We start from the raw sequence: 24,490 nt of genomic DNA, 5'->3' as shown, positions 1-24,490 counted from the left end.
ATGTGGTTCACTAAAATCCTGTGATGCGAGTCACGGATGACGCGACCGGAGGAGAGCCGATGTCCGCCACCGACACCCTCGAGAACGACCTCGACCCGACGCTCAGCCACACGCGTGGGGCGCCCGAATCGCCTCTGATCGAGCAGACGATCGGCGACAACCTCGACGCGACCGTCGCTGCACATCCCGATCGTGAGGCGCTCGTCGACGTGGTGAGCGGCCGTCGCTGGACGTACACGCAGTTCCTCCACGACGTCGACGCACTTGCCCTGGCCCTGCTCGACGCCGGCGTCGCGACGGGCGACCGCGTCGGCATCTGGGCGCCCAACTGCCCCGAGTGGACGCTCACCCAGTACGCGACGGCCAAGATCGGCGCCATCCTCGTCAACATCAACCCCGCCTACCGCAGCCACGAACTCAAGTACGTGCTGGGCCAGGCCGGCATCACGACACTGATCGCCGCCCCGAAGTTCAAGACGAGCAACTACGCGCGCATGATCGAGCAGGTGCGCGGCGAGTGCCCCGACCTCGCGCGCGTCGTTCTCATCGGCGAGACGTCGTGGAGCGACCTCGCCGACGCGGGCGCGAAGGCTCTCGCCGCGGAGGGCGGACGCGAGCGCCTCGCCGCCGTCCAGAAGACGTTGAAGAACACCGACGCCATCAACATCCAGTACACGAGCGGCACGACCGGCTTCCCCAAGGGCGCGACGCTGAGTCACCGAAACATCCTCAACAACGGCTTCTTCGTCGGCGAACTCTGTTCGTACACAGCCGAGGACCGCGTCTGCATCCCCGTGCCGTTCTACCACTGCTTCGGCATGGTCATGGGCAACCTCGCCTGCACCTCGCACGGCGCGACGATGGTCATCCCCGCGCCCGGCTTCGACGCCGCCCTCACCCTGCAGACCGTGGTAGACGAACGGTGTACGAGCCTCTACGGCGTGCCGACCATGTTCATCGCCGAACTCGCGCTGCCCGACTTCGACCGCTACGACCTGACGAGCCTGCGCACCGGCATCATGGCCGGCTCGCCATGCCCCGAGCACACCATGCGTCAGGTCATGGAGCGCATGCATATGGAGGAGGTCTCCATCTGCTACGGCATGACGGAGACCTCGCCCGTGTCGTTGCAGACACGCAAGAACGACACCGTCGAGCAGCGCACGCAGACGGTCGGGCGCGTCGGCCCGCACCTCGAGGTCATGGTCGTCGACCCCGTCACGTACGAGCCCGTCAAGCGCGGTGAGCCGGGTGAGCTGTGTACCAAGGGGTACTCGGTCATGCTCGGCTATTGGAACCAGGACGACAAGAGCGCCGAAGCCATCGTCGACGGCTGGATGCACACGGGCGACATCGCCGCCATGGACGACGACGGGTACGTCGCGATCACGGGGCGCATCAAGGACATGGTCATCCGCGGCGGCGAGAACATCTACCCGCGAGAGATCGAGGAGTTCCTCTACAACCACCCCGACATCGTCGACGCGCAGGTCATCGGCGTGCCCGACGAGAAGTACGGCGAGGAACTCATGGCGTGCGTCCGCATGATCGACGGCGCGGAGCCGCTGACGGTCGAATCGCTGCGCGCCTACTGCGACGGCAAGCTCGCGCACTACAAGGTGCCGCGCTACGTGCGCGTCATGGATGAATTCCCGATGACGGTGACGGGCAAGATCCGCAAGATCGACCTGCGCGAAGAGGCGCCGCAGTACATGAAGTGACGCTGGTAGGTTCGCGGGCGTGCAGATCGTCCTCGTCGCGCCGCAGATCGCGCCCAACACCGGCAACGTCGTCCGCCTCGCCGCGAACGTCGGCGCGAGCCTGCACCTCGTCGAACCGCTCGGTTTCTCGATGGACGCCCGCCTGCTGCGTCGTGGTGGGCTCGATTATCACGAGTTGACCGACGTCCACGTGCACGCGGACGTCGACTCGGCCCGCGCAGCCTGCCCCGGGCGGTGGCTCGCGCTGACGTCGCATGCCCGGCGACGGTATGACGCCGTCGACTACCGTGACGACGACGTCCTCGTCTTCGGTTGCGAGGCAACGGGATTGCCTGACGATCTCCTCGCGACGTTCAGCGCTGACGAGCGACTGCGCATCCCCATGCGCCCCGACAACCGCAGCCTCAACCTCGGCAACGCGGTCGCCGTCGTCGCGTATGAGGCATGGCGTCAGCTCGGCTTCACCGGCGCCGCCGACGATGGCACCGGCACCCTCGAGGCGCTGAGCGCTGACGCCCCAGGACGGAAGGCGTGATCGTCCCGCGTGAGACGCGAGGTGCCCGGTGTGGGGTGCGCGGCGGGGCGGACGCGAACACACGATGCGACGCCGGCTCGACGCGGGGAGGTCGCCTTGGCAGGATGGCGGCATGGCCGCTCACATGCCCCTGACCGACGCTCCGCGCGTGCTCGCCATCGTCCAGGCCGGAGGTAAGGGCTCACGGATGGGTGTGCTCACCACGCACCGCGCGAAACCGGCGCTGCCGTTCGGCGGCACGCACCAGCTCATCGACATCGCCATGTCGAACCTCGTCAATTCGGGCATCTCCAGCGTCTGGGTTTCCGTGCAGTACCGCGCGGGCACGCTCGACAAGCACCTGCAGCACGGGCGCCCCTGGGATCTCGACCGCAACGACGGCGGTTTCCGCCGCATCGTGCCCGAGGAGATCGACGCCGCGCGCACGGGCGGGTTCGCCACCGGCAACGCGGACGATCTGTACCGCATCCGCCATCAGATCGCCGACGAGAACGCTGACGTGACCGTCGTGCTCAGCGCCGACCAGGTGTTCACGCTCGACCTGCGGGACGTCGTCGCCGCTCACCTCGCCAAGGGCGCCGACCTCACCATCGTCACCACCGAGGTGCCCGTGACGGAGGCGTCGAACAAGGCTGTCGTGACGAGCGACGCCACCGGCAAGGTCACCCGCATCGACGAGAAGCCCGAGGACCCGGCCCACGGAACGATCTCCGCGGAGGTCTTCGTCTACCGCACGGCGGCGCTGCTCGACGCCCTCGACGAAGCCGAGAAGGCGACGCGCCCTGAAGCCGACGGTGAGGACGAGACCGGCCTCGGCGACTTCGCCGAGCACCTCATCCCGACGCTCGTCGCGCGTGGACGTGTGCGCACCCACGCGCTCGAGGGGTACTGGATGGACATGGGCCGCCCCGAGACCTACCTGCGGGCCCACCGCGACCTCGTGCGTGGTGACGTGCCGATCTTCGACGACGAGGCGTGGCCGATGCGCACCCTCGCGACGAACAAGTGCGCCGCCCGCGTGCGGGAGGACGCGCTCGTCGAAGCGTCCTACGTGTCGCCAGGGTGCGACATCTCAGGCACCGTGCGCCGCTCGGTGCTCGGGCCCGGCGTAATCGTGCGCGCGGGGGCCGTCGTCGAGGATGCCGTGGTGCTCGACGGCGCGGTCATCGAGAAGGGTGCCGAGGTGCGCACCGCGATCGTCGACGTCGACGTCGCGGTGCGCCGGGATGCGCGCGTGGGGGCAGCCCCCGCGGCCACCAAGGCGCGGGACGCCGACATCGCCGTCATCGGCGCGGGTGCCACCGTGCGCGGTGTCGTGAAGCCAGGGGAGCAGATCGACCCCGGCGACGTCGTCGGCTGAGCCGCGCCGGGGGCGCATCGGCAACCCCGTGGGGTGACGCCGGGGCGCCGACGGCTGTGGACGATGACGGCTGCGCGGCCTTCCGCGGCCGTCCTGCACCTTCGTCCACAGGGTTTGCGGCCGGCGCCGACGGTACACCCCGTGACATGCCTACCGTCGACGCATGACTATCTTCAAAGCTCACGGCGTGCTCGCGGTCGCGGACGACCCCAACGCGGAAGCGCTCGCGACGTTCATCCACTGGTTCGTCGTCGTCGCCGTCCTGCTCTTCGTCGTCGCCCCGGCGCTGTGGCTCACCGGTGCGATCGTGGCGACCCGCAGCCTCAAGAAGTGGCCGAGCCTCGTCGCCGACACCGAGGACGCCATGTACCGCTGGGCCCTGCTCGTCGGCGTCCTGCCCGTCGTGGGCCCGCTCATCTACGCCGTCTCGTTCCAGCAGGCCAAGAACCGTCGGACGCCTGAGCAACTCGTCCTCGCACGGATGACCCATCGGGAGCGCCATCGTCAGGCGCAACTCGCAGGCATCGGGCGACGGTAGCCGGGCTGTCGTTCGCGCATGACAAGGCGCGGGAGCGCAGGTAAGGCGAACGACTCCGGCCGGCTCGCCGGCGTGCTCAGGTGAAGAGGAAGTCGACGGCCGACGGCTCGGTGAGGCGCCGTTCGTATTCGCCGACCCCGCCGGGCCACAGGGTGCGGTTCTCGCCGTCGTCATCGAGGTACCAGGAGGTGCAGCCGCCCTGCGTCCACACCGAGCGACGGCTGCGTTCGCGCATCTCACGCGTGAAGGCGGGCACGAGTTCGGGGCGCACCTCGACGGCGTGGGCGCCGCGGCGATCGCGTTCGTCGAGCAGCGTCATGACGTGGGCGATCTGCGCTTCGCTCATGAGCACGACGCTCGTGTGCCCGAGGCCCGTGTTGGGCCCCAGCAGCATGAAGAGGTTGGGGAAGTCGGCCATCGTCACGCCGAGATAGGACTCGACACCGGTCTGCCATTCCTCGGCGAACGAGCGGCCGTCACGCCCGGTGATGTCGAGGTGGGCGTACGAGCCGCGGGGGTCGAAGCCGGTGGCCAGCACGAGGGCGTCAACCTCGTGCAGGGTTCCGTCGGCGGTGACGACGCCGTCGGGCGTCACGCCCACGACGTCGTCGGTCACGACGTCGACGTCGGTGCGCGCGAGGGCAGGGTAGTACGTGTCGGACAGCAGGACGCGCTTGCACCCCATCGTGTAGGTGGGGGTCAGCTTCTCGCGCAACTGCGGATCCGTGATCTGGTTGGCCAGGTGCCGTCGGGCCTCGCGGGAGGCGAGTTCGAGCAGCCGCGGCTGGCTGTCGAACGCGACGGCACGCAGGTCGTTGCGTCGGCGCAGTGCAGCCCGATGCGCCCGCATGAGCGCGGGGTGACGCCGGAAGCGGTCGATCGTCGCGTCGGAGTACTCGCTGTTGCGCTGCGGCATGATCCACGGTGCGCTGCGCTGGAAGACGGTGAGGTGCTCGGCGTCCTCGGCGAGCGCCGGGATGCACTGCACAGCCGAGGCGCCCGTGCCGATGATGCCGACGCGGCGGCCGAACATCGAACTGTCGCGAGGCCAGGCTGCGGTGTGGATGAGTTCGCCGGCGAACGTGTGCAGCCCGTCGATGAGGGGGATGTGCGGCAGGTGCAGCGCGCCGACGCCGAGCACGAGTGCGCGGGCGGTGACGGTGTGCGTCGAACCGTCCGAGGAGTGCGTCGCGATCGTCCAGACGCCGCTCGACTCGTCGAAGTCGGCGGCATGCAGCGCCGTGTCGAAGCGGATGTGCTCGCGCAGTCCGTACTTCTCGACGACGGCGAGCAGATAGTCCTGGATGACGTCACCGCGCGAATAGGTGTGCGACCAGTACGGGTTGAGCTCGAAGCTGAACGAGTACAGGTGGCTCGGCACATCGCAGGCAACACCGGGATAACGGTTGTCGCGCCACGTGCCACCGATCTCGTCGGCCTTCTCGAGGATGACGAAGCTGCGGCCGGCGTCCTGCAGCGCCACGGCCATGCCGATCCCGGAGAAACCGGTGCCGACGACGACGACGTCCACCTCTGCCACAGTGCTCACCGCACCAACCTAACGGGGCCGACCGCCGCCATCGCGCACCGACACAGCCGACGGCGCGTGATGGCGCTGCTCGCGCCGCCACTGCGTCAGTCAATGCCGGTTGCGTCACGCAGGAGTGACTCGAACGACACGGACTGACGCAGCTGGGCTCGGCTGATCGCACCGTGCGCCGTCAGGCTGCCAGCCGACTCGTCAGTCAAGACGCTGTCAGTCGAGCTGCACGATGACGGGCGCGTGGTCGCTCGCGCCCTTGCCCTTGCGCTCGTCGCGGTCGATGACGGCGCCCTGGACGCGCCCGGCGAGGGCGGGGGAGCACAGGGCGAAGTCGATGCGCATGCCCTGCTTCTTGGGGAAACGTAGCTGCGTGTAATCCCAGTACGTGTAGGTGCGCGGCTCGTTCGTGTGCGGGCGCACGACGTCGGCGTAGCCTGTGTCGATCATCGCCTGGAACGCGTCACGCTCGGGTTGCGTCACGTGCGTCTTGCCCTCGAAGAACGCCGGATCCCAGACGTCTTCGTCTCTCGGCGCGATGTTCCAGTCACCCGTCAGCGCGATCTGCGCCTCGGGGTTCTCGGTGAGCCACTTCTCGCCGTCGGCGCGCAGCGCGGCGAGCCAGTCGAGCTTGTACTCGTAGTGCGGGTGGCCGATCTCGCGACCGTTCGGCACGTAGAGCGACCACATGCGCACCCCGTCGCACGTGGCGGCGATGGCGCGGGCCTCCGCGGCGATGGGGTCGCCGAAGCCGGGCATGTCCTCGAAGCCGATCTGCACGTCCTCGAGGCCGACGCGCGAGGCGATCGCGACACCGTTCCACTGGTTCAGCCCGTGATGGGCGACCTCGTACCCGGCTTCCTCGAAGCGGGCCATGGGGAACTGCTCGTCCTTGCACTTCGTCTCCTGCATGGCGAGCACGTCGACGTCACCACGTTCGAGGAAGGCGATGACGCGGTCGACGCGGGTGCGGATGGAGTTGACGTTCCACGTGGCGATTCGCATGCCTCAACCCTAGACGGGCCCTGCGACAACCCTCGAAACCAGCGGGATCCTGCGGTTGTCGGCGACGAGTGGCACAGTGGTGAGCATGACGAAATGGGCACTGGTCACCGGCGCGAGCGCCGGCATCGGCAAGGAGTTCTGCGAGCAGCTGGCGGCGCGCGGCGACAACGTCGTCCTCGTCGCGCGGCGCGCCGACCGGCTCGAGGAGCTCAAGGCACACCTCGAGAAGCGCTACCGCGTGCACGCCGAGGTCCTGGCGGCCGACCTCGCCAACGCTGACGATCTCAAGCGCGTCGCCGAGCGTGTCGCGCAGGCGAGCGACCCCATCGAGGTGCTCGTCAACAACGCCGGCTTCGGGCTCAAGACGGCGTTCCTCGACACCGACGTCGAGAAGGAGATCGCCTCCGTTGACGTCATGGTCAAGGCCGTCGTCGTGCTCAGCCACGCCGCAGGCCGCGCGATGCGTGAGCGGGGGCGGGGCGCGATCATCAACGTCTCGTCGGTCGCGGGGTTCATGGCGAGCGGCACCTACTCGGCGGCGAAGTCGTATGTCACCGTGTTCAGCGAGTCGCTCGCCGGCCAGCTCGCGGGCACCGGCGTCACGGTGACCGCGCTGTGCCCGGGTTTCACCCACACCGACTTCCACGCGAGCGCCGACATCGACGTCGACAAGACCTCGGCCATCGGCAAGCGACTCTGGCTCGACGCCGACCGCCTCGTGCGCGACTGCCTCGCCGACGTCGACGCCGGGCGCGTCATCTCGGTGCCTGGGAAGCAGTACAAGGTCGCGACGCAGTTGCTGCGCCACGTGCCGCGCTCCATCGTGCGCGCGGGCGCTTTGAGCAACCGTCATCGGCCACGCGACTGAGGAGCCCCCGCCAATAGAATGGACGGCATGACGAACATCGCCGAAGACCGCGCCCGCCTGCTGCAACTCATCAAGGACAACGCCATCGTGCACGGCAAGGTGACGTTGAGCAGCGGCAAGGAGGCCGACTACTACGTCGATCTGCGTCGCATCTCTCTCTCCGGCGAGGCTGCGCCGCTCGTCGGACGCGTCATGCGCGATCTGACGAAGGACTTCGACTACGTCGCCGTCGGCGGTCTGACGCTCGGTGCCGACCCCGTCGCGACGTCGATGCTGCACGCTGCGGCTGCTGCGGGGGAGCAGGTCGACGCGTTCGTCGTCCGCAAGGCCGGCAAGGCGCACGGCCTGCAGCAGCGCATCGAGGGCCCCTCGATCAAGGGTCGCCGCGTGCTCGTCGTCGAGGACACGACGACGACGGGTGCCTCGCCGCTGGAAGCCGTCGCCGCGTGCCGTGAGGAGGGCGCCGAGGTCGTCGGCGTCGCGACCATCGCCGACCGTGCCACCGGTGCGCAGGAGAAGATCGAGGCCGAGGGCCTCACCTACGTCAGCGCCTTCTCGATGGAAGATCTCGGCCTCGCCTGAGCGTCTGTCACGCCGCGCCTCTTGGCTGTGCGCGAACGAGCCGTCACCGTCACCGGTGGCGGCTCGTTCGTCTGTGCCTCAGGGGTGCGCGCCCGTCGCCACGGAGCTGGACACCGCTGCAGGTGAACACCCGGTGAATCGGGACCATGGCCCCTTCGCCGACGTCCCGGTGCGCTCGTACGGTGGGATGACACGACCCGTTCCGGAGGAAGCATGCGCCAAGACAGACCCACCCACGTCGTCGTCATCGGCGCGGGGATGGTGGCCCACAAGTTCGCCGAGACGCTCCTCGCGAAGGACGACGCGCGCCGCGTCTCGCTAACGGTCATCGGTGACGAGCCGTTCGCGCCGTACGACCGGGTGCATCTGACGAGCTTCTTCTCGGGCTCCACCGCGTCAGATCTGCTGCTCGACGAGAGTGTCTGGGACGACGAACGGGTGACGTTGCGCACGGGCACGCTCGTCACCGGCATCGACCGAGACGCGCGAGCCGTCGAGACGGAGGGCGGCGAGCACATCTCCTACGACGCCCTCATCCTGGCAACGGGCTCGCACGCCGCAGTGCCGCCCATCGAGGGGCGCGACGTCACGGGTTGTTTCGTCTACCGCACCCTCGACGATGTCGAGGCGCTTCGGCGCTACGTCTCGGACACGGCCGGACGCCACCCCGAGCGGCAGGTGCGCGGCGCCGTCATCGGAGGTGGTCTGCTCGGCCTCGAGGCCGGTGGCGCGCTGCAGGCGATGGGAGCGGATACGACGGTCGTCGAGTTCGCTGACCGCCTCATGCCCATGCAGGTCGACGCGGGAGGCGGCGAGGATCTCAAGCGCATCATCGAAGGCACCGGCGTGCACGTGCGCACCTCGACCGCCACGGCACGCATCAACGCGGGCGACGACGGTCGCGTCGCCTCGATGGACTACGCGAGTGGCGAGCGGGACGACGTGGACGTCGTCGTCTTCGCCACGGGCATCCGTCCTCGCGACGAACTCGCGCGTGCCGCGGGCCTCGAGCTCGGGCCTCGCGGCGGCGTCCTCGTCGACACCCACTGCGCCACGACGGACCCGGCCATCCACGCGATCGGTGAGGTCGCGTGCATCCAGGGGGAGGTGTGGGGCCTCGTCGCACCCGGGTACACGATGGCCGAGATCGCCGCTGCGCATCTGCTCGGCGAAGCGCCGGACTTCGACGGCGCCGATTCCTCGACGAAGCTCAAGCTCATGGGCGTCGACGTCGCGAGCTTCGGCGACGCGTTCGCCGCGACGCCCGGCGCGCGCGAGGTCGTCTACTCGGATGCCATGACCGGCTGGTACCGCAAGCTCGTCGTCGCCGATGACGGACACACCCTCCTCGGCGGAGTGCTCGTCGGTGATGCGAGCGCGTTCCCGAGCCTGCGGGCGATGGTCGGCCACGACCTCGCAGCGCCGAGCGCCTTCGTCATCCCCGAGGACGAACGCGGCGCGAAGGCCGAGATCAACCTCGAACTGCCCGACGACGCGGGCGTCTGCTCGTGCAACAACGTGAGTGCGGGCCAGATCCGTGCGGCGTTCGCGGACGGTGCCACGACGGTCTCGGACATCAAGACCTGCACCAAGGCAGGGACCTCGTGCGGATCATGCCTGCCGCTCGTCATCAAGCTCGTCGAGGTCGAGCAGGCGAAGGCCGGTATCGAGGTCGACAGGTCGTTGTGCGAGCACATGCCATTGTCACGAAGCCAGCTGTTCAACGCGATCAAGGTCGCGAAGCTCACGTCCTTCGACGACGTCATCGAGCGTTTCGGCGCCGGGCGTGGCTGTGACGTGTGCAAGCCGACGATCGCCAACATCCTCGCCAGTCTCGAGAACGGCCACGTGCTCGACGGTCAGCAGGCGACGATGCAGGACACGAACGATCACGTCCTCGCCAACATGCAGAAGGACGGTACGTACTCGGTCGTGCCGCGCACCCCGGGTGGTGAGGTGACGCCGTCGGGTCTCGTCGCGATCGGGCAGATCGCCGAGAAGTACGGCCTCTACACGAAGATCACCGGCGCCCAGCGCATCGACATGTTCGGTGCCCGCATCGACCAGCTCCCCGCCATCTGGCGCGAGTTGCTCGACGCGGGCTTCGAATGCGGCCAGGCATACGGCAAGAGCTTGCGTGCGGTGAAGTCGTGCGTCGGGCAGACCTGGTGCCGCTTCGGCGTGCGCGACTCCGTCCGTCTCGCGATCGACCTCGAGACCCGGTACAAGGGGCTGCGCAGCCCGCACAAACTCAAGATGGGTGTCTCCGGGTGCGCGCGCGAGTGCGCCGAGGCGCGCGGCAAGGACGCCGGCATCATCGCGACGGAGAACGGGTGGAACCTCTACGTCGGGGGTAACGGTGGCTTCAAGCCGGTGCACGCGCAGTTGCTCGCTGAGGACCTCGACGAAGAAGAACTGATCCGCACCATCGACAGGTTCTTCATGTTCTACATCTCGACAGCCGAGCGGCTGCAGCGCACCGCGCCGTGGCTCGCCGAGCTCGAGGGCGGCGCCGAGCACCTGCGCGAGGTGATCATGGACGACGCGCTGGGCATCTGCGCCGACCTCGACGCGATGATGGCACGTCACGTCAACGCCTACTCCGACGAGTGGCGCGACGTCCTGGAGGACCCTGAGAAGCTCGCCCGGTTCACGGCCTTCGTCAACGACGACACGAACGTCGACCCCGATCTGCTCTACGTCGTGGAACGTGACCAGCCCCGCCCGGCGACCCCGGCCGAGAAGGCCGACGCCACCCTCGAACTCATCGACTCCAACCGACGTCCCGTCCGGATCGCAGGCGAGCGCATCCCCGTCGGCGCAGGCGCTGCACAAGGAGGCCAGGGATGACAACCCCCACACCTAGCGAGGCCGGTACCTCGTGGACCCCGCTGTGCGCCGTCGACCGGCTGACACCGGAGCGGGCCGTTGCGGCACTCACGCCGGACGGCGCGCAGGTCGCCCTCGTGCGCCTCGCGAACGACGAGGTGTTCGCCGTCGGCCACCGTGACCCGTACGCCCTCGCGAACGTCATCGCCCGCGGCGTCGTCGGGACGCGCACTCTCGACGGTCAGACGTACGACGTCATCCAGTCGCCGCTGTACAAGCAGGCCTTCGACGTGCGGACGGGCGAGGACGTCGCCGACCGCGCCGTCCGTCTCGGCACCTGGGCCGTGCGTGAGCGCGACGGGATGATCGAGTTGGGCGAGCGCACGAGCGACTACGCAGAACCGGAGCAGACGACGCGCTGATCGTCCGGCCGCCTCGCCAGGTCGGTCGCCTGCGGCGGGGACGGTGGCGATGTGCCCGGCCAACCGCGATGATGGGACGATGGCCATCCTCATCGACCCGCCGATGTGGCCCGCGTGGGGCACGGTGTTCTCGCATCTCGTCTCCGACAGCTCGCTCGACGAGCTGCACGCCTTCGCGCACGATCATGGCGTTCCGGATGCTGCGTTCGACGTCGACCACTACGACGTGCCGGAGCGCATGTACGACGCGTTGGTCGCGGGTGGCGCGCTGCCCGTGCGCGCCACTGAGCTCATTCGCCGATTGATCGCCGGCGGTGTGCGGGTTCGTGCCGTGGAGCGCCGATCATGAAACTGCTCGACGGGTGCTGCGCGGGCGTGAGTGCGCGACGCTTCTCGCGTCACGAACATCACGGCGGCCGCGGCGCGTCGCTGCCTAAGGTCGGGGAGTGAACACGAAGGGCCGCAGCGAGGAGGAACGGATGAGCGACGCAGTCGCGGCGGGGCGCGTCGTCCTCGTCGGCGGTGGACCGGGTTCGCTCGACCTGCTGACGCTGCGTGCCCTGCGCGAGCTCGAGCAGGCGGACGTCATCGTCGCCGATCGCCTTGGCCCGCGGGACGAACTGGCGCGTCTCGATCTGAGCGCCGAAATCATCGACGTCGGCAAGAGCCCGCACCATCACCCCGTTCCGCAGGACGAGATCAACGCGATTCTCGTGCGTGAGGCGCGGGCCGGGCGGAGGGTGGTGCGCCTCAAGGGAGGCGATCCGTACCTGCTCGGCCGCGGGGGGGAGGAATACCTGTCCTGCCATGCGCGCGGCATCGACGTCGATGTCGTGCCCGGCGTGACGAGCGCGCTCTCCGCGCCGCTCGCCGGCGGCATCCCGGTGACGCATCGCGGATCGTCGGCGGGCCTGCTCGTGCTCTCCGGGCACGACGAACTGGCGCTGCCGGCGCTGGCGGCATGGCCGCACACCATCGTCGTCCTCATGGGGATGGGACGCCTGGGCGAGCTGACGGCCGGCCTCGTCGCGCACGGCAAACCGGCCGCGACGCCCGCGGGCGTCGTCCACCGTGCGTGGACGCCGCAGCAGCAGGTCGTGCGTTCCACCCTCGCCGAGCTCGCCCGCGAGTGCGCCGCGCGGGGCATCGGCAACCCGAGCGTCATCGTCATCGGTGACGTCGTCGACGTCCTGCCCGACGCGGCGATCATCGACATGACGACGCAGCAAGCCACCACCGAGGGGACGGGTGAGACCGATGCGTGACCAGCAGCCGGACGGCGCGAGCGCCCCTCGAGACGCCGCTCGGCGTGCGTCGCACGCCTCTGCCGTCGCTTCGGTGGAGTTCGCTTCGGATTCCGCTCCCCAGCAGCGACGGGCGCCGCACGACCTCGCCGGGCGGCGCATCGTCATCACCGCGCAGCGCAAGGCCGATGAGTTCGCCGCACCGCTCGAACGTCGCGGCGCCGAGGTGATCCGGGCAGCGACTATGTCGCACGTGCCGCACGTCGACGACCCTGAGCTGCTCGCCCATACCCGCGCGCTGATCGAGGAGCCGCCCGACCTGCTCGTGGTGACGACGGGCATCGGGTTCCGGGGCTGGTTCGAGGCCGCCGAGGCGGCCGGGCTGCGCGAGCGACTCCTCGACGCACTGCGGACGACTCGCATCTACGCCCGCGGGCCGAAGGCGCGCGGCGCTGTCGTCGGAGCGGGTCTCGAGGTCACGTGGACGGCCGCCTCGGAGACGGCCGAGGAGATCAAGGAACGTCTGCGCGGGGAGTCGCTCGACGGCGTCCGCGTCGCTGTGCAACACCACGGCGCCGGTTCCGACGGCATCGACGAGACCCTGCGCGCCGCAGGTGCTGACGTCGTCTCGCTCGTCGTCTACCGCTGGGGCCCGGCGCCCGACCCCTCTGCCGTCGCGCGCGCCGTCGATCTCGTCGCGCGATCCGACGTCGATGTCGTCGCGTTCACCGCAGCTCCCGGCGTCTTCGCCTTTCTCGACGCCGCGCGCGCCTCGGGTCAACAGGATGCCGTGCTGGACATGCTGCGCGAGGGGCGCGTCATCGCGGCCTGCGTCGGTGACACCACCGCGGCGCCGCTGCGCGAGTGCGGCGTCGAACCGATCGTGCCGACGCGCTTTCGCCTCGGCGCCTTGACGCGCCTGGTCGCCGACACCCTCGGCGGGCACAATGACGGCCATGCCTGACGACATGACGGTCGCCCCGACCGCGCCCGATCTCGCGCCCCCTGAATCCTCCGCTGTTGCAACGGCGCCCGCGCGTGGCGGCCGGCGAGCCGCACTCGTCCTCGTCGCCCACGGGACGGCGAGCCCACAGGGCCGGCGGGTCGTCCACGATCTCGCCGACGCGGTTCGCGCCGCGCGCCCCGACCTCACCGTCACCGAGGCGTATGTCGACGTGCAGGAGCCGAAGGTCGCGGACGTCGTGGCGCGCTTGGTGCCCGAGTTCGACGAGGTCGTCGCCGTGCCGCTGTTGTTCTGCGGCGGCTACCACGTGCGGGTCGACGTCGCGAAAGCCGTTGCGCCGCACGACAACGCGCGCTCGAGGGGCGCGCTCGGCCCGTCGCGACCCATCGCGGAACTGCTCGCGCAGCGCCTCCGCGAGGCAGGCGCGCGTCCCGGCGACGCGATCGTCATGGCCGCCGCCGGGTCCAGCCGCGCCGAGGCCACCGCCGACGCCCGCGCCCAGGCACGTCTGCTCGCTGACGTCTGGGGTACCTCGATCGGCGTGGCCTTCGGCTCGGCTGCCACCCCGTCCGTGCCCGACGCCGTGAGCGCAAACCGCGACCACCCTCACGTCCGTGTCGCCGTCGCGGCGCTGCTGCTCGGCGAGGGGCACTTCCATGACAAGCTGACGCGTTCGGGCGCCGAAATCGTCACCGCGCCGCTGGGCGCATCCCCCCAGATCGTCGAGCAGATCCTCACCCGCTTCGACGAGGAGTGACCTCCAGTCCCCAGGCGCAGCCGGCCCCGCCGGGGGCGAATCGCGCCGTGACACGCATCGAGCGCTGACGGTGGTCGCTGCCGTCGGCTAGGGTCGAAGCAGACATGACCCCTCGAAGCAGGAGCCACTCATGACGTTCGTCATCATCCTTCTCGTCATCATCGTCGCGCTCGTCGTCGCAGCCGTCATGATGTACAACGGCCTCGTCAAGCAGCGCAACACGGTGCAAGAGGCCTGGCACCAGATCGACGTCGAGCTGACGCGTCGTCACGACCTCATCCCGAACCTCGTCGAGACGGTCAAGGCGTACGCGAAGCACGAGGCGGGCACGCTCGACGCCGTCATCCGCGCGCGTGGTGCGGCCGTCAACACGAACGGTTCGCCGGCGCAGGTCGCTGAGGCCGAGGGTGAGCTGAGCCAGGCGCTGGGTCGCCTCATCTCCGTCTCCGAGGCCTACCCCGACCTCAAGTCGAACCAGAACTACCAGCAGCTCATGGGCGAGCTCAGCTCGACCGAGGACCGCATCTCCAACGCGCGCCGCTACTACAACGCGTGCGTCAGCTCGCTCAACTCGAAGGTCGACTCGATCCCGACGAAGTTCATGGCCGGCCCCGCGGGCGTGACGAAGGCCGAGTACTACGAGGCCGACGAGGCGACGAAGGGTGCCCCGCGCGTCAACATGACGAACGACCAGGCGCCGAACGTGCAGTTCGACGCGCCGCAGAGCCAGCAGCGTCCGTACAACGAGCAGCCGCAGCTGCCGCCGTCGCAGATGCCGTACCCGACGCAGAACACCGCGAGTGGCCAGTACCAGGCGCCCGGCCAGGAGGGTTACGGGGTGCTGTACCCCGAGCAGCGCAAGTGAGCCGAGCCCACCTGCGTCGACGCCCCGAATCGCCTGTGCGGTTCGGGGCGTCGTCCGTCGCGTCCCGATGGACGGGCTGGGGCGTGGGCCTGCCCGACGACGCGATGGGGTCGCTCTGGGCAACCTCGGGCGCGTTTCGCGTCCTGACGCTCGCGTACAGCCTCTTCATCCATTCGATGGCGATCTCGCACTATTCGCGCCCCCACCTGGCAAGCGCCCTCATCGCGGTGCAGTGCATCTGGTCCGGCATCGCGGCGTACACGATGTTCGCGCGCCGCACCTGGCGGCCTGTGCTCATCGGGCTCGACCAGGTCGTCACGCTCGCGCTCGTCTACTCGACGTGGATCGTCGCACCCGAGAGCTGGTGGGATCACAACCAGAGCCTGCCGACGACGATGTGGGTGACGAACGCCGTGCTCACCGCCGGGATGATGTGGGGTGTCGGCGCAGGTTTCGCGAGCGCCGTCGTCCTGGGGCTCGCGTGCCTGCACGTCGGCGGAGATCTGTCGTGGCTCGAACGTTCACCGACGCTGCCCATTCTCGTCAGTGCGGGCATCGCCGCGGGGGTGGCGAGCCACGGTGTGCAGCGCGCCCACGAGCAGTTGACGAGGGCGCTCGAGCTGCGCGCCCGGGCCGCGGAGCGCGAACGGCTCGCCCGGCAGGTGCACGACGGAGTGCTGCAGGTGCTCGCCTTGACCGCGCGCGAAGGGGAGCGCGCGGGTGGTGAGTTCGCGCGTGTCGGGCAGCTCGCCGCCGAGCAGGAGCAGGCTCTACGCCACCTCATCGCGGACGGCGACGACAGCGCGCGCCGCGACGGCACGTGGGCGGGCAACGCGGGGGCAGTGCGTCTTAATGGTCTCGCCGGGGGAGTCGCCTCCAGCCTGCGTGATGCGGGTCAGAACGGGGTGGCGCGGGGTGGGGGAGCTCTCGACGCCGGCATAGAGGCGTCGTCGGTGGACGCGCCGGCGCGGGGTGCTGCCCGCCGGTCTGACGCGCCTGACCCGACGGATCTGCGCCAGGCGCTGCTCGCCCTCGAGAGCCGTCGGTGCCACGTCAGCGCCGGAGCCGAGGCGGTGACGCTGCGCCCCGACGTCGTCGCCGAGATCACCGCGGCGGTGCGGCAAGCCCTGACGAACACCGATTTGCACGCCGGGCGTGGTGGCGCACCCGCGACCTCGTACGTCCTGCTCGAGGATCTCGGCGATGAGGTCGTCGTCACCGTCCGTGACGACGGCGTGGGCATGTCGCCGGAACGGCCGGCGCAGGCACGCGCCGAAGGGCGACTGGGCGTCAGCGGATCGATCGTCGGACGCATCGAGGCGATCGGCGGACGCGCGCATCTCACCACCGCGCCGGGCGAGGGCGTCGAGTGGGAGTTCACGGTGCCGCGCTGAGGCGCGGCAAGCGGCCTCGATCATGATCGTGTCGCGCGACGGGCGTTCTCATCCGCCGCAGCAGTGGAGCGCCGCAGCGCCACGGTGGCTCGCGATCTTGGCGTCCGCGACAATGTCGTCATGAATGACTCGTCCCGTGAGCCCCAGGCCCGCGTCATGATCGTCGACGATCATCCGATGTGGCGTGACGCCGTCGAACGCGACCTCGTCGCGCGCGGCTACGACGTCGTCGCCACCGCCGGGTCCGTGCGCGAGGCCATCGATCGCGCTCGCGCGACGCGCCCCGACCTGGTCCTCATGGACATGAATCTGCCCGACGGCAACGGTGCCGACGCGACGTCCGCCATCATGCTGACGCTCGCCGAGGTCAAGGTGCTCGTGCTGTCGGCGTCGTCGGCGCGCAGCGACGTGCTCGACGCCGTAAAGGTTGGCGCGTCGGGCTACCTGCTCAAGAGTGCCAGCGCCGCCGAACTCGTCGACGCGGTCGAGGCGACGCTGCGCGGAGACGCGGTGTTCACCCCCGAACTCGCCGGGCTGGTGCTCGCGCACCTGCGTGGCCGCGTCGACACCACGAACGACCCGGCGAGCGCCCTGACGCCCCGCGAGAGCGAGGTGCTGCGCATGGTTGCGAAGGGGCTCGCGTCGAAGCAGATCGCCTCGCGGCTCGGCCTCAGCAGCCGCACCGTCGACAACCACGTCGCCGCGACGCTGCGCAAGCTGCACCTTGCCAACCGCGTCGAACTGACGCGGTTCGCTCTCGAGAACGGCCTCGACTGACGTTCGCCGCACCTGCGTGGGCAGGGGCGCCCTGAGCACTCACTCGCGTCCATTACTCACGTCGTCTGAGTAGTCCTGCTCAGGCGCCGAAGCCGACGGCCGACGAGGCTCGAAGGCATGAATGAGAACCAGCCCTCGAACTCCTTCGACCCGTCCCGCCCGGTGCCGCCCTACGGTCCGTCGTACCCCGGACGCCCTGCCTTCGACGCTCCTGACGGCCACTCGACGCCGCCGCCACCGTTCATGGGGGCGACGCCGAACAGTGGTCATCGGCAAGGCCAGTACAGCGGTGCCGCTCCCGGCCCGGCTCCCCATGACGGGCGCCCTGGTGCAGGACCGGCACCCGCATTTCCCGGTTCGCTCGCGTTCATCCCGCCGCCACCTCCCGAACTGAAGCCTCGACGGTTCGACAACCAGCAGATCGTCGCGATGCTGCTGGCGGCCGCGGGCGTCGTCGTCACGCTCGTCGGGGTCGTGCTCCTGCTCGTCATGGCGGCGCGTGAAGGCATCCTGACGCCGCCGGTCCGCGTCGTCGGTGGCGCCGCGGGTTCGGCGGCTCTCGCCGCGGCCGCGTCGTGGGTGCGCCGTCGACCGGGTGGCCAGATCGGCTCCATCGCGCTGCTCGCGACGGCAGCGTCCGCGGCGTACTTCGACGTCATCGCCGTCACCCGCCTCTACGCGTGGGTGCCGTTGAGTGTCGGCCTCGCGATGGCGTTCGTCGTCGCGGCAGCCGCGTTCCTGCTCGCGATGCGCTGGGACGAGAAATGGCTCGCCATCGCGATCATGGTCGCGGTCTGCGTGTTCGCGCCCTTCTTGACGCAGGGCCCCGGCCTCGCGCTCGTCGCGTTCCTGTTCGTCATCCAGCTCCTCGGCGTCGCACCCGAGCTGACGCGTCGCTGGGACGAGCTCGGCCTCGCGCGGACCGTCCCCGTCGTGCTCGCCGCGACGTTCTGGATCGACCTCGACCACAGCGTCCAGGTGCCCGTCATGATCGGCCTCATCGCCCTCACCGCGGTGACGACGACGCTGCTCACCGCGACGGTTCGTCCCGACGCGCGCTGGGGTGCGGCCGCCTACGTCAGCGCCTGGCTGCCGATGTGGGTCTTCATGATCCGTGCCGACCGTTCGACGTGGACGCTGTTGGCCCTCGGGGCGACGCTCGTCGCGGCACTGACGTGGTGGGCCCTGCGGCACGCGGGGCGCGAGCTGCGCCTGGGCGCGCTCGTCGTCACCGTCATCAACGCGCTGACGTTGGCCTTCGCCATGACGACCGGGCCGTGGCTCGCCCTGCCGTTCCTCGCCGCTGCGCTCGTGCTGTTCGCCGCGCAGGGCATGACGCGTCAGCGCATCGACGGTCAGTTGGCCCTCGGAGCGCTGGGTCTCGCCGCCGTCGCGCAGCAGGTGGCCTCTCCCACGATCGACCTGTTCTACCGGGGGCGTGCCGCTGAACTGCCGGCATCCGTCGCGGTGAGCGGGCTGCTCATGCTCACGGTGGCCGCCGTCGCGACCTGGTCGGTCCGGGGCCGGGCGATGCCCGCGCCGCACGTCCAGATGACGCTCGTCGGTGCCGGCTTCATCGGTCTGCTGGGCTTCGCGATGTCGCTGATCACCTGCCTGGGTCGCACGCCGTCGGGCTTCTTCCTCGTGCACCTCGTCATCACCGTCGGCACGATGGCGCTCGCCGCTCTCGTGCTCGTCGCCGGCCTGACGCGGCCGCGCCACCTGTCGGCGTCGATGGCGGGGGGTCTCGCGCTGCTCGGCTGTGCCCTTCTCAAGTTGCTCATGTTCGATCTCGCCTACATGGGCGCGATGACGCGGGCCATGACGTGCGTCGGCGCAGGCCTCGTCCTGCTCGCGGCCGGCACCACGTACGCCCGCACCTACGCGCTGGCCTCGAAGGAGGCGAAGCAGCCGAAGGCATCGTCGGATCCGCATCAGGAGCGTCACGTCTGACATGAGCCAAACGCGCACCGGTGACGGGTGGGGCGGACCCCGCCCGTCACCGGTGCGCGTGCGTCGTTCATGCGGCGCGCCACCCCTCGAGACCCAGCCATGTCGCCATCGTCGTGAGCTCGTCGCTCAAGGCGTCCGCGGCGCCTGGGTGTGCGGCGGGGGCGCCCGGCTCCCAGTGGATCGCGTGAGCGCGCAACACCCCGGCGGCGCGGTCGGCCTTCAGGTCGACGCGCGCGACGAGGCGCTCGCCGAACAGGAACGGCAGGACGTAGTAGCCGTACTGACGCTTCGCGGCGGGGGTGTAGATCTCGAGGCGGTAGCGGAAGTTCCACAGTGCCTCGGTGCGTTCGCGCTGCCAGATGAGTGAGTCGAACGGCGACAACAGCGCGGCCGTCTCGATGCGGCGAGGGATCTTTGCATCGACGTGGCGCCATGCGGGTTTGCCGAAGCATTCGACGTCGACGGGTTCGAGTTCGCCCGCCGACACCAGGTGCTCGATCGCCGGGCGCACCTGCGCGCCCTTGAGCCGAAAGTAATCCCTTAGACACAGCTCGGTGCCGACCCCGTGCGCCATCGCGCTGCGCCGCACGAGTTCGACGACGTCGTCGAAGTAGGCGACGTCGCTGCCCGCAGGGGCGTCGATCAGGGAGGTCGGTGAGAAGAACTCCTCGGCCAGCGCGGCGTCGGCGATCTCGTTCGGCAGGACGCGCTCGAGGCTCGCGTAGCGACGTTCGAACTGCGGCGTTCGTCCGGCCGAGGTGATGCGGCCGGCCCAGAACAGGTGCTCCAGAGCTGCCTTGACGAGCGACCAGTTCCAGCCCCAGTGGTCGTTGTTCAGCTGCTCGTCGTGTTCGAGCGCGACCTCGATCTCGCGGGCTGTGGCGGGCGGGTGCGTCGTGACGTGGGCGTGGACGCGTTCGACGAGGTCGGGGTGCTCGGCTGCGACGCGACGCATGCCACCCCAGGCGTCCTCATGGGCGCGCGCCATGCGGTGACGCAGCAGCGGCCACACCTGCGGCGTCACGAGACTGGCCTCGTGCGCCCAATACTCGACGAGACGACGTGGCGCGCGGTCCCGAAGCGCGTCCAGGTCGCGCTGCGCATACGGGCCGAGGCGGCTGAAGAAGGGGAGGTAGTGGCTGCGCGTGAGGACGTTGACGCTGTCGATCTGCACGACCTGCAGGCGCGCGGCGGTCGCCGTCAGGTGGCGTGTCGTGACGCTCTCGGGGCGTGCCTTCGCGAACCCCTGGGCGGCCAACGCGATGCGGCGTGCCTGCGCGGTGCTGAGGCGTCGCGGACTGCGGTTCGTCATGTCGCCGACAGTAGTGGGCGGCCCCGACAACCCCGTCGGCTCGGGGTTTTCCGGCCCCGTGACGGCGTGGCGACGCGCCAGCGTCTGGGCAGCACTCGGCACCTGACGGGCGGCGCCGAAGGCCTGGAACGACGGGGTTGTCGCCGGCGCGCGGTAGCGTTCGCGCCATGGACGACGTGCACGAGGAGAGTTTCTCGACCGCGCTGCTGGCGCGCGGCAAACGGCTCGCGATCGTCGGCGCTGCGCTGCTGTGGGTGGCCTCGCCACTGCTCATCGGCGCGTGGGTGACGGTAGCCGTCAAGCTCGCTGACCGGGGGCATGTCGGCGCGCTGCTCCATGCCGCCATGGTGGTGTGGGCGCTGGTCTGTCTCGTCGTCCTGCTGGCCGGGTTCGCGATGCTGCTCGGCGGGGTGTTCTTCTGGTGGCGCTCGCGCGCCGTCACGCAGCCGCCGACCGCCCGCCGTGCGTCGGCGGGCGATGCGGCGTCGCGCTCGGCCCGCGCCGACATGCTGCGGCAGATGCAGCAGCAACTACGCGAGGACGAGGCCCGTCGCGGCGACGGTGCACACGAGCGCGGCGGCGGCTCGGATGACGCCGGCATCGAGGTCGCCGAGCCGAGCGTGGAACGCGTCGAGGCCGACGATTCGGAGGCGCCGCACACGCGCCGGTAAACTCGAAAAGTTAGTGTTCGACGGGGTGCCGCACGCGCGAGCCATCCCACCCGAGGTCGCCCGCCGGCCTCATGAGCAAAGAGGTGCGACGTGCCGGTCGGCAAGGTCAAGTTCTACAGCGCCGAGAAGGGCTTCGGCTTCGTCTCCGGGGACGACGGCGTCGACGTCTTCGTCCCCGCGAGTGCGCTGCCTGCCGGGGTGAGCCAGCTGCGGGGCGGAATGCGCATCGAGTACAGCGTCGTCGACGGGCGCAAGGGCGCGCAGGCGATGCACGTCCAGGTGCTCGACGCGCCGCCGTCGATCGCCGAGCGCAAGCGCAAGCCCGCTGAGCAGATGAGCGTTATCGTCGAAGACGTGATCCGTCTGCTCGACGACCTGTCCTCCGGGTTGCAGAAGGGGCGTTACCCCGACCGCAGCCATTCGAACAAGATCGCGACGGTGCTGCGCGCCGTGGCCGACGACCTCGAGGTCTGATCATGTCTGACGTCCCCTCCGTGCCCTCCGCGGCGAGCGAACCCGTCGAGCCGGCGCCCGCGTCGTCACCGAAGGCTCGCCGCGTCAAGGTGGTGAAGAACGACGCCGTACTCGCCGCTGACGCCGCACGCGACATGGCGCGCGCCGCCGTCGTCGAGATCGCCTACCGCGACACGGTCGGTGAGCACGTGCGCTTCGAGATGAACTCGGAGCGACTCGGCACGCACTACTTCGCGAGCCTGGCCAAGGGCTACCCCGACTGGCAGTGGGCCGTCTCCGTGGCCCGCGCGCCCCGCGCGAAGGTCGCCACCGTGTGCGAGACGAATCTCGTGCCGACGGCGTCGTCGATCCTCGCGCCCGAGTGGGTGCCCTGGGCTGACCGGCTCGCCCCGGGGGACCTGAGCGCCGGCGACGTGCTGCCGTACAAGGAGGACGACCCGCGCCTCGAAGGCGGGTTCGAGGCAACCGGCAACGAGGACGTCGACCAGGTCGCCATCTTCGAGCTCGGCCTCGGCCGCGCGCGCGTGCTCTCGGCAGAGGGGCGCGACGAGGCGGCTCAGCGCTGGTACGACGGAGAGAACGGGCCGTCGTCCGACATCGCCCGCAAGGCTCCCGCGCCGTGCGCGACGTGTGGCTACTTCCTGCCGATGGCGGGTGTGCTGCGTCAGCAGTTCGGTGTCTGTGCCAATGATTGGTCGCCCGCCGACGGCAAGGTCGTCGCCCTCGACTTCGGGTGCGGCGCCCATTCCGAGGCCGACATGGAAGCTCCGCAGGCGCACGACCATCAGGACGCGCCGGTGCTCGACGAACTTGACGTCGACCTGGAGGTCTCGGGCGGCGGCAAGGGTGCGCGCGAGAACACGGAGCACGAGAACACCGAGCACGAGAACACCGAGCACGACGAGGCCTGAGGCAGCGAACATGCGGCGAGGGCCGCCCACCACGTGGTGGGCGGCCCTCGCCGCATGATCGCTGCCTCAGCTGACGCCGAGGATCTGCTTGACCGGTTCGATCCCGAAGTAGACGAGGAAGAAGAACCCGACGACGTACATGAGTGGGTGCACGTCCTTCGCCTTGCCCTTGACCAGCTTGATCAGGATGAAGCTGATGAACCCGGCGCCGATGCCGACGGCGATCGAGTAGGTGAAGGGCATGAGCGCCATCGTCAGGAAGGCGGGCAGGCCGATCTCCATGTCCTTCCAGTCGATGTCGTTCGCCTGCGTCATCATGAGGTAGCCGACGATGACGAGGGCAGGCGCGGCGGCCTCCGAAGGCACCATCTCGACGAGCGGGGCCAGGAACGTCGTGAGCAGGAAGCACACGCCGGTGACGATGGAGGCGAGGCCGGTTCGCGCACCCTCGCCGACGCCGGACGCCGATTCGATGAAGGCCGTGTTGGAGCTGATGGAGCCGGCGCCGCCGGCCATCGCGGCCACGGAGTCGACGATCATGATGCGTTCGGAGTGCTCGGGCACACCATCCTCGTCGAGCAGGTCTCCCTCGGCGCCGACGGCGTACATCGCGCCCATGAGGTCGAAGAAGGCGCCGAGCACGAGCGTGAAGATGATGAGGATCGTGGAGATGGTGCCGATCTTGCCGAAGGCACCGAACAGCGAGAAGTCGCCGATGATCGAGAAGTTCGGCTGCGAGACGAACGAGTCGGGCACCTGCGGCACGGTGAGGGACCACCCTCCCGGGTTCACGACGTCCCCCTTGGCGTTCGTCTTGCTGCCGATGTTGCCGACCGTCTCGGCGATGACGGCGAGCGTCGTCGCACCGAGGATGCCGACGAGCATGGCGCCTTTCACCTTGCGGGCCATCATCGCGGCGATGCCGAGCACGCCGATGATGAAGATGAGCACCGGCCAGCCCTGCAGCGTGCCGCTCGGGCCAAGTTGGAGGAAGCCGCCGCCGGCGGAGTTGAAACCCGCGTCGTGGAGGGCGACGAGGCAGATGAACAGCCCGATGCCGACGCTGATGGCCGTCTTCAACGAGTGCGGAATCGCCGCGAACAGTGCCTTGCGAAAACCGGAGATGACGAGCAGGAAGATGATGAAGCCCTCGATGACGACGAGCCCCATGGCGTCAGGCCAGGTCATGCCCGGCAACTTCGCCACGGAGTAGGCGACGAATGCGTTGAGACCGAGGCCGGTCGCGATGGCCAGGGGGAACTTGGCGATCGCGCCCATGAAGATCGTCATCACACCAGCGACGAGGGCCGTCACGGATGCCACGAGGGTGAGGTTCGGCGACGTTCCGCCACCGATGTAATGGCCCGTCGAGTCCGGCACCGTGCCGATGATGATGGGGTTGAGGACGACGATGTACGCCATCGTGAAGAAGGTGACGAGGCCACCGCGGATCTCCCGTCCGACGGTGGAACCGCGTTCGCTGATCTTGAAGTAGCGATCCAGGGCGTTCGCGGGCGGCCCGGGGGCGGGGGCCGAAGTGACTGTGCTCGACATGGCGCACATCGTATTTGGCGCCCGTGTGCGCCGGGAAACGTGCTCAGCGGGTGGTCGTCGCCGCCTCGTCGGGTGCGCGCCCATGACCGGGCCCGTGGGTGACGTCTGCCGTCCCTTCGCCCCGCTCAGCAGAGGCGCGCCGCCGGGTCTGAGGGCGCCGGCACCGAGCTCGGCTGTCGGTGCTTCGCCGCCCGTCAGGGGCGCGTCAACTAGG

The 24,490-nt window shown here is 69.6% G+C and carries 23 protein-coding genes; 19 read left to right on the top strand and 4 right to left on the bottom strand.

Going from position 1 to position 24,490, the window contains the following annotated elements:
• The first annotated feature begins 59 nt into the window (after window positions 1-59).
• The 4 genes from J4Z35_RS12275 to J4Z35_RS12260 all read left to right on the top strand — a co-directional run bounded on the left by J4Z35_RS12275 (window position 60) and on the right by J4Z35_RS12260 (window position 4,154).
• Window positions 60-1,721 carry an AMP-binding protein gene (locus tag J4Z35_RS12275; protein ID WP_208065626.1) on the top strand — a complete coding sequence of 554 codons (1,662 nt, stop codon included), beginning with the start codon at window positions 60-62 and terminating at the stop codon, window positions 1,719-1,721.
• A 19-nt stretch (window positions 1,722-1,740) separates the two neighbouring features.
• Window positions 1,741-2,256 (top strand): tRNA (cytidine(34)-2'-O)-methyltransferase, encoded by a 516-nt coding sequence (locus J4Z35_RS12270; protein ID WP_208065622.1) that lies wholly within the window; start codon window positions 1,741-1,743, stop codon window positions 2,254-2,256.
• A 112-nt stretch (window positions 2,257-2,368) separates the two neighbouring features.
• Window positions 2,369-3,616: a sugar phosphate nucleotidyltransferase gene (locus J4Z35_RS12265; RefSeq protein WP_243755060.1), complete on the top strand. Its 1,248-nt coding sequence runs from the start codon at window positions 2,369-2,371 to the stop codon at window positions 3,614-3,616.
• A gap of 163 nt (window positions 3,617-3,779) precedes the next feature.
• Window positions 3,780-4,154: a hypothetical protein gene (locus J4Z35_RS12260; protein WP_208065621.1), complete on the top strand. Its 375-nt coding sequence runs from the start codon at window positions 3,780-3,782 to the stop codon at window positions 4,152-4,154.
• 76 nt (window positions 4,155-4,230) lie between these two features.
• On the opposite strand, the gene J4Z35_RS12255 is transcribed toward J4Z35_RS12260, so the two are convergent.
• Both J4Z35_RS12255 and J4Z35_RS12250 read right to left on the bottom strand, forming a co-directional pair.
• The gene (locus J4Z35_RS12255; RefSeq protein ID WP_208065620.1) at window positions 4,231-5,703 is read right to left on the bottom strand and encodes an NAD(P)/FAD-dependent oxidoreductase; all 1,473 of its coding nucleotides are present in this window, start codon (window positions 5,701-5,703) and stop codon (window positions 4,231-4,233) included.
• A gap of 207 nt (window positions 5,704-5,910) precedes the next feature.
• Window positions 5,911-6,699, bottom strand: a complete 789-nt coding sequence (locus tag J4Z35_RS12250) for an exodeoxyribonuclease III (RefSeq protein ID WP_006946080.1) — start codon at window positions 6,697-6,699, stop codon at window positions 5,911-5,913.
• Window positions 6,700-6,784: 85 nt separating this feature from the next.
• On the opposite strand from J4Z35_RS12250, the gene J4Z35_RS12245 reads away from it, so the two are divergent.
• The 12 genes from J4Z35_RS12245 (at window position 6,785) to J4Z35_RS12190 (ending at window position 19,354) form a co-directional block, all read left to right on the top strand.
• Window positions 6,785-7,567, top strand: coding sequence for an SDR family oxidoreductase (locus tag J4Z35_RS12245; protein WP_040014821.1), 783 nt, complete (start codon window positions 6,785-6,787; stop codon window positions 7,565-7,567).
• A 27-nt stretch (window positions 7,568-7,594) separates the two neighbouring features.
• Entirely contained in the window at window positions 7,595-8,149 is a 555-nt protein-coding gene (gene pyrE, locus J4Z35_RS12240; protein ID WP_038570314.1) for an orotate phosphoribosyltransferase, read from the top strand.
• Window positions 8,150-8,362: 213 nt separating this feature from the next.
• Window positions 8,363-10,999, top strand: coding sequence for a nitrite reductase large subunit NirB (gene nirB / locus J4Z35_RS12235; RefSeq protein ID WP_208065619.1), 2,637 nt, complete (start codon window positions 8,363-8,365; stop codon window positions 10,997-10,999).
• Entirely contained in the window at window positions 10,996-11,400 is a 405-nt protein-coding gene (locus J4Z35_RS12230) for a nitrite reductase (NAD(P)H) small subunit (RefSeq protein WP_006946104.1), read from the top strand. Before nirB ends, J4Z35_RS12230 begins: the two co-directional genes overlap by 4 nt.
• Before the next feature lie 79 nt (window positions 11,401-11,479).
• Window positions 11,480-11,749, top strand: coding sequence for a DUF4031 domain-containing protein (locus J4Z35_RS12225; protein ID WP_006946225.1), 270 nt, complete (start codon window positions 11,480-11,482; stop codon window positions 11,747-11,749).
• A 130-nt stretch (window positions 11,750-11,879) separates the two neighbouring features.
• Window positions 11,880-12,665 (top strand): uroporphyrinogen-III C-methyltransferase, encoded by a 786-nt coding sequence (gene cobA / locus J4Z35_RS12220; protein ID WP_243755059.1) that lies wholly within the window; start codon window positions 11,880-11,882, stop codon window positions 12,663-12,665.
• A complete protein-coding gene (locus tag J4Z35_RS12215; protein ID WP_006946229.1) occupies window positions 12,658-13,608 on the top strand; it encodes a uroporphyrinogen-III synthase in 951 nt (316 codons plus the stop codon). Before cobA ends, J4Z35_RS12215 begins: the two co-directional genes overlap by 8 nt.
• Window positions 13,601-14,365, top strand: a complete 765-nt coding sequence (locus tag J4Z35_RS12210; protein WP_208065617.1) for a CbiX/SirB N-terminal domain-containing protein — start codon at window positions 13,601-13,603, stop codon at window positions 14,363-14,365. Before J4Z35_RS12215 ends, J4Z35_RS12210 begins: the two co-directional genes overlap by 8 nt.
• A 130-nt stretch (window positions 14,366-14,495) precedes the next feature.
• Window positions 14,496-15,230, top strand: a complete 735-nt coding sequence (locus J4Z35_RS12205) for a LemA family protein (protein ID WP_208065616.1) — start codon at window positions 14,496-14,498, stop codon at window positions 15,228-15,230.
• Window positions 15,227-16,624: an ATP-binding protein gene (locus J4Z35_RS12200; RefSeq protein WP_136788558.1), complete on the top strand. Its 1,398-nt coding sequence runs from the start codon at window positions 15,227-15,229 to the stop codon at window positions 16,622-16,624. Before J4Z35_RS12205 ends, J4Z35_RS12200 begins: the two co-directional genes overlap by 4 nt.
• Before the next feature lie 120 nt (window positions 16,625-16,744).
• A complete protein-coding gene (locus J4Z35_RS12195; protein WP_208065615.1) occupies window positions 16,745-17,401 on the top strand; it encodes a response regulator transcription factor in 657 nt (218 codons plus the stop codon).
• 117 nt (window positions 17,402-17,518) lie between these two features.
• Window positions 17,519-19,354, top strand: coding sequence for a DUF3824 domain-containing protein (locus tag J4Z35_RS12190; RefSeq protein WP_115296544.1), 1,836 nt, complete (start codon window positions 17,519-17,521; stop codon window positions 19,352-19,354).
• A gap of 67 nt (window positions 19,355-19,421) precedes the next feature.
• On the opposite strand, the gene J4Z35_RS12185 is transcribed toward J4Z35_RS12190, so the two are convergent.
• Window positions 19,422-20,666 carry a crosslink repair DNA glycosylase YcaQ family protein gene (locus J4Z35_RS12185; RefSeq protein WP_243755058.1) on the bottom strand — a complete coding sequence of 415 codons (1,245 nt, stop codon included), beginning with the start codon at window positions 20,664-20,666 and terminating at the stop codon, window positions 19,422-19,424.
• A gap of 167 nt (window positions 20,667-20,833) precedes the next feature.
• Between J4Z35_RS12185 and J4Z35_RS12180 the strand changes: the two genes are divergently transcribed.
• The 3 genes from J4Z35_RS12180 to J4Z35_RS12170 all read left to right on the top strand — a co-directional run bounded on the left by J4Z35_RS12180 (window position 20,834) and on the right by J4Z35_RS12170 (window position 22,722).
• Entirely contained in the window at window positions 20,834-21,337 is a 504-nt protein-coding gene (locus J4Z35_RS12180; protein WP_040014818.1) for a hypothetical protein, read from the top strand.
• A gap of 90 nt (window positions 21,338-21,427) precedes the next feature.
• Window positions 21,428-21,811 carry a cold shock domain-containing protein gene (locus tag J4Z35_RS12175; RefSeq protein WP_006946178.1) on the top strand — a complete coding sequence of 128 codons (384 nt, stop codon included), beginning with the start codon at window positions 21,428-21,430 and terminating at the stop codon, window positions 21,809-21,811.
• Between the two features lie 2 nt (window positions 21,812-21,813).
• Window positions 21,814-22,722 (top strand): DUF3027 domain-containing protein, encoded by a 909-nt coding sequence (locus J4Z35_RS12170; RefSeq protein ID WP_208065613.1) that lies wholly within the window; start codon window positions 21,814-21,816, stop codon window positions 22,720-22,722.
• 66 nt (window positions 22,723-22,788) lie between these two features.
• Here J4Z35_RS12170 and J4Z35_RS12165 read toward each other — a convergent pair whose 3' ends face one another.
• The gene (locus J4Z35_RS12165; RefSeq protein ID WP_038566975.1) at window positions 22,789-24,276 is read right to left on the bottom strand and encodes an NCS2 family permease; all 1,488 of its coding nucleotides are present in this window, start codon (window positions 24,274-24,276) and stop codon (window positions 22,789-22,791) included.
• Window positions 24,277-24,490: the final 214 nt, after the last annotated feature.

The organism is Dermacoccus sp. NHGro5 (genome assembly GCF_017565385.1).
Taxonomy (GTDB): domain Bacteria; phylum Actinomycetota; class Actinomycetes; order Actinomycetales; family Dermatophilaceae; genus Dermacoccus; species Dermacoccus nishinomiyaensis.
Note: the sequence above shows the minus strand (reverse complement) of the source record. Positions and strands in the feature narration are given on the sequence as shown.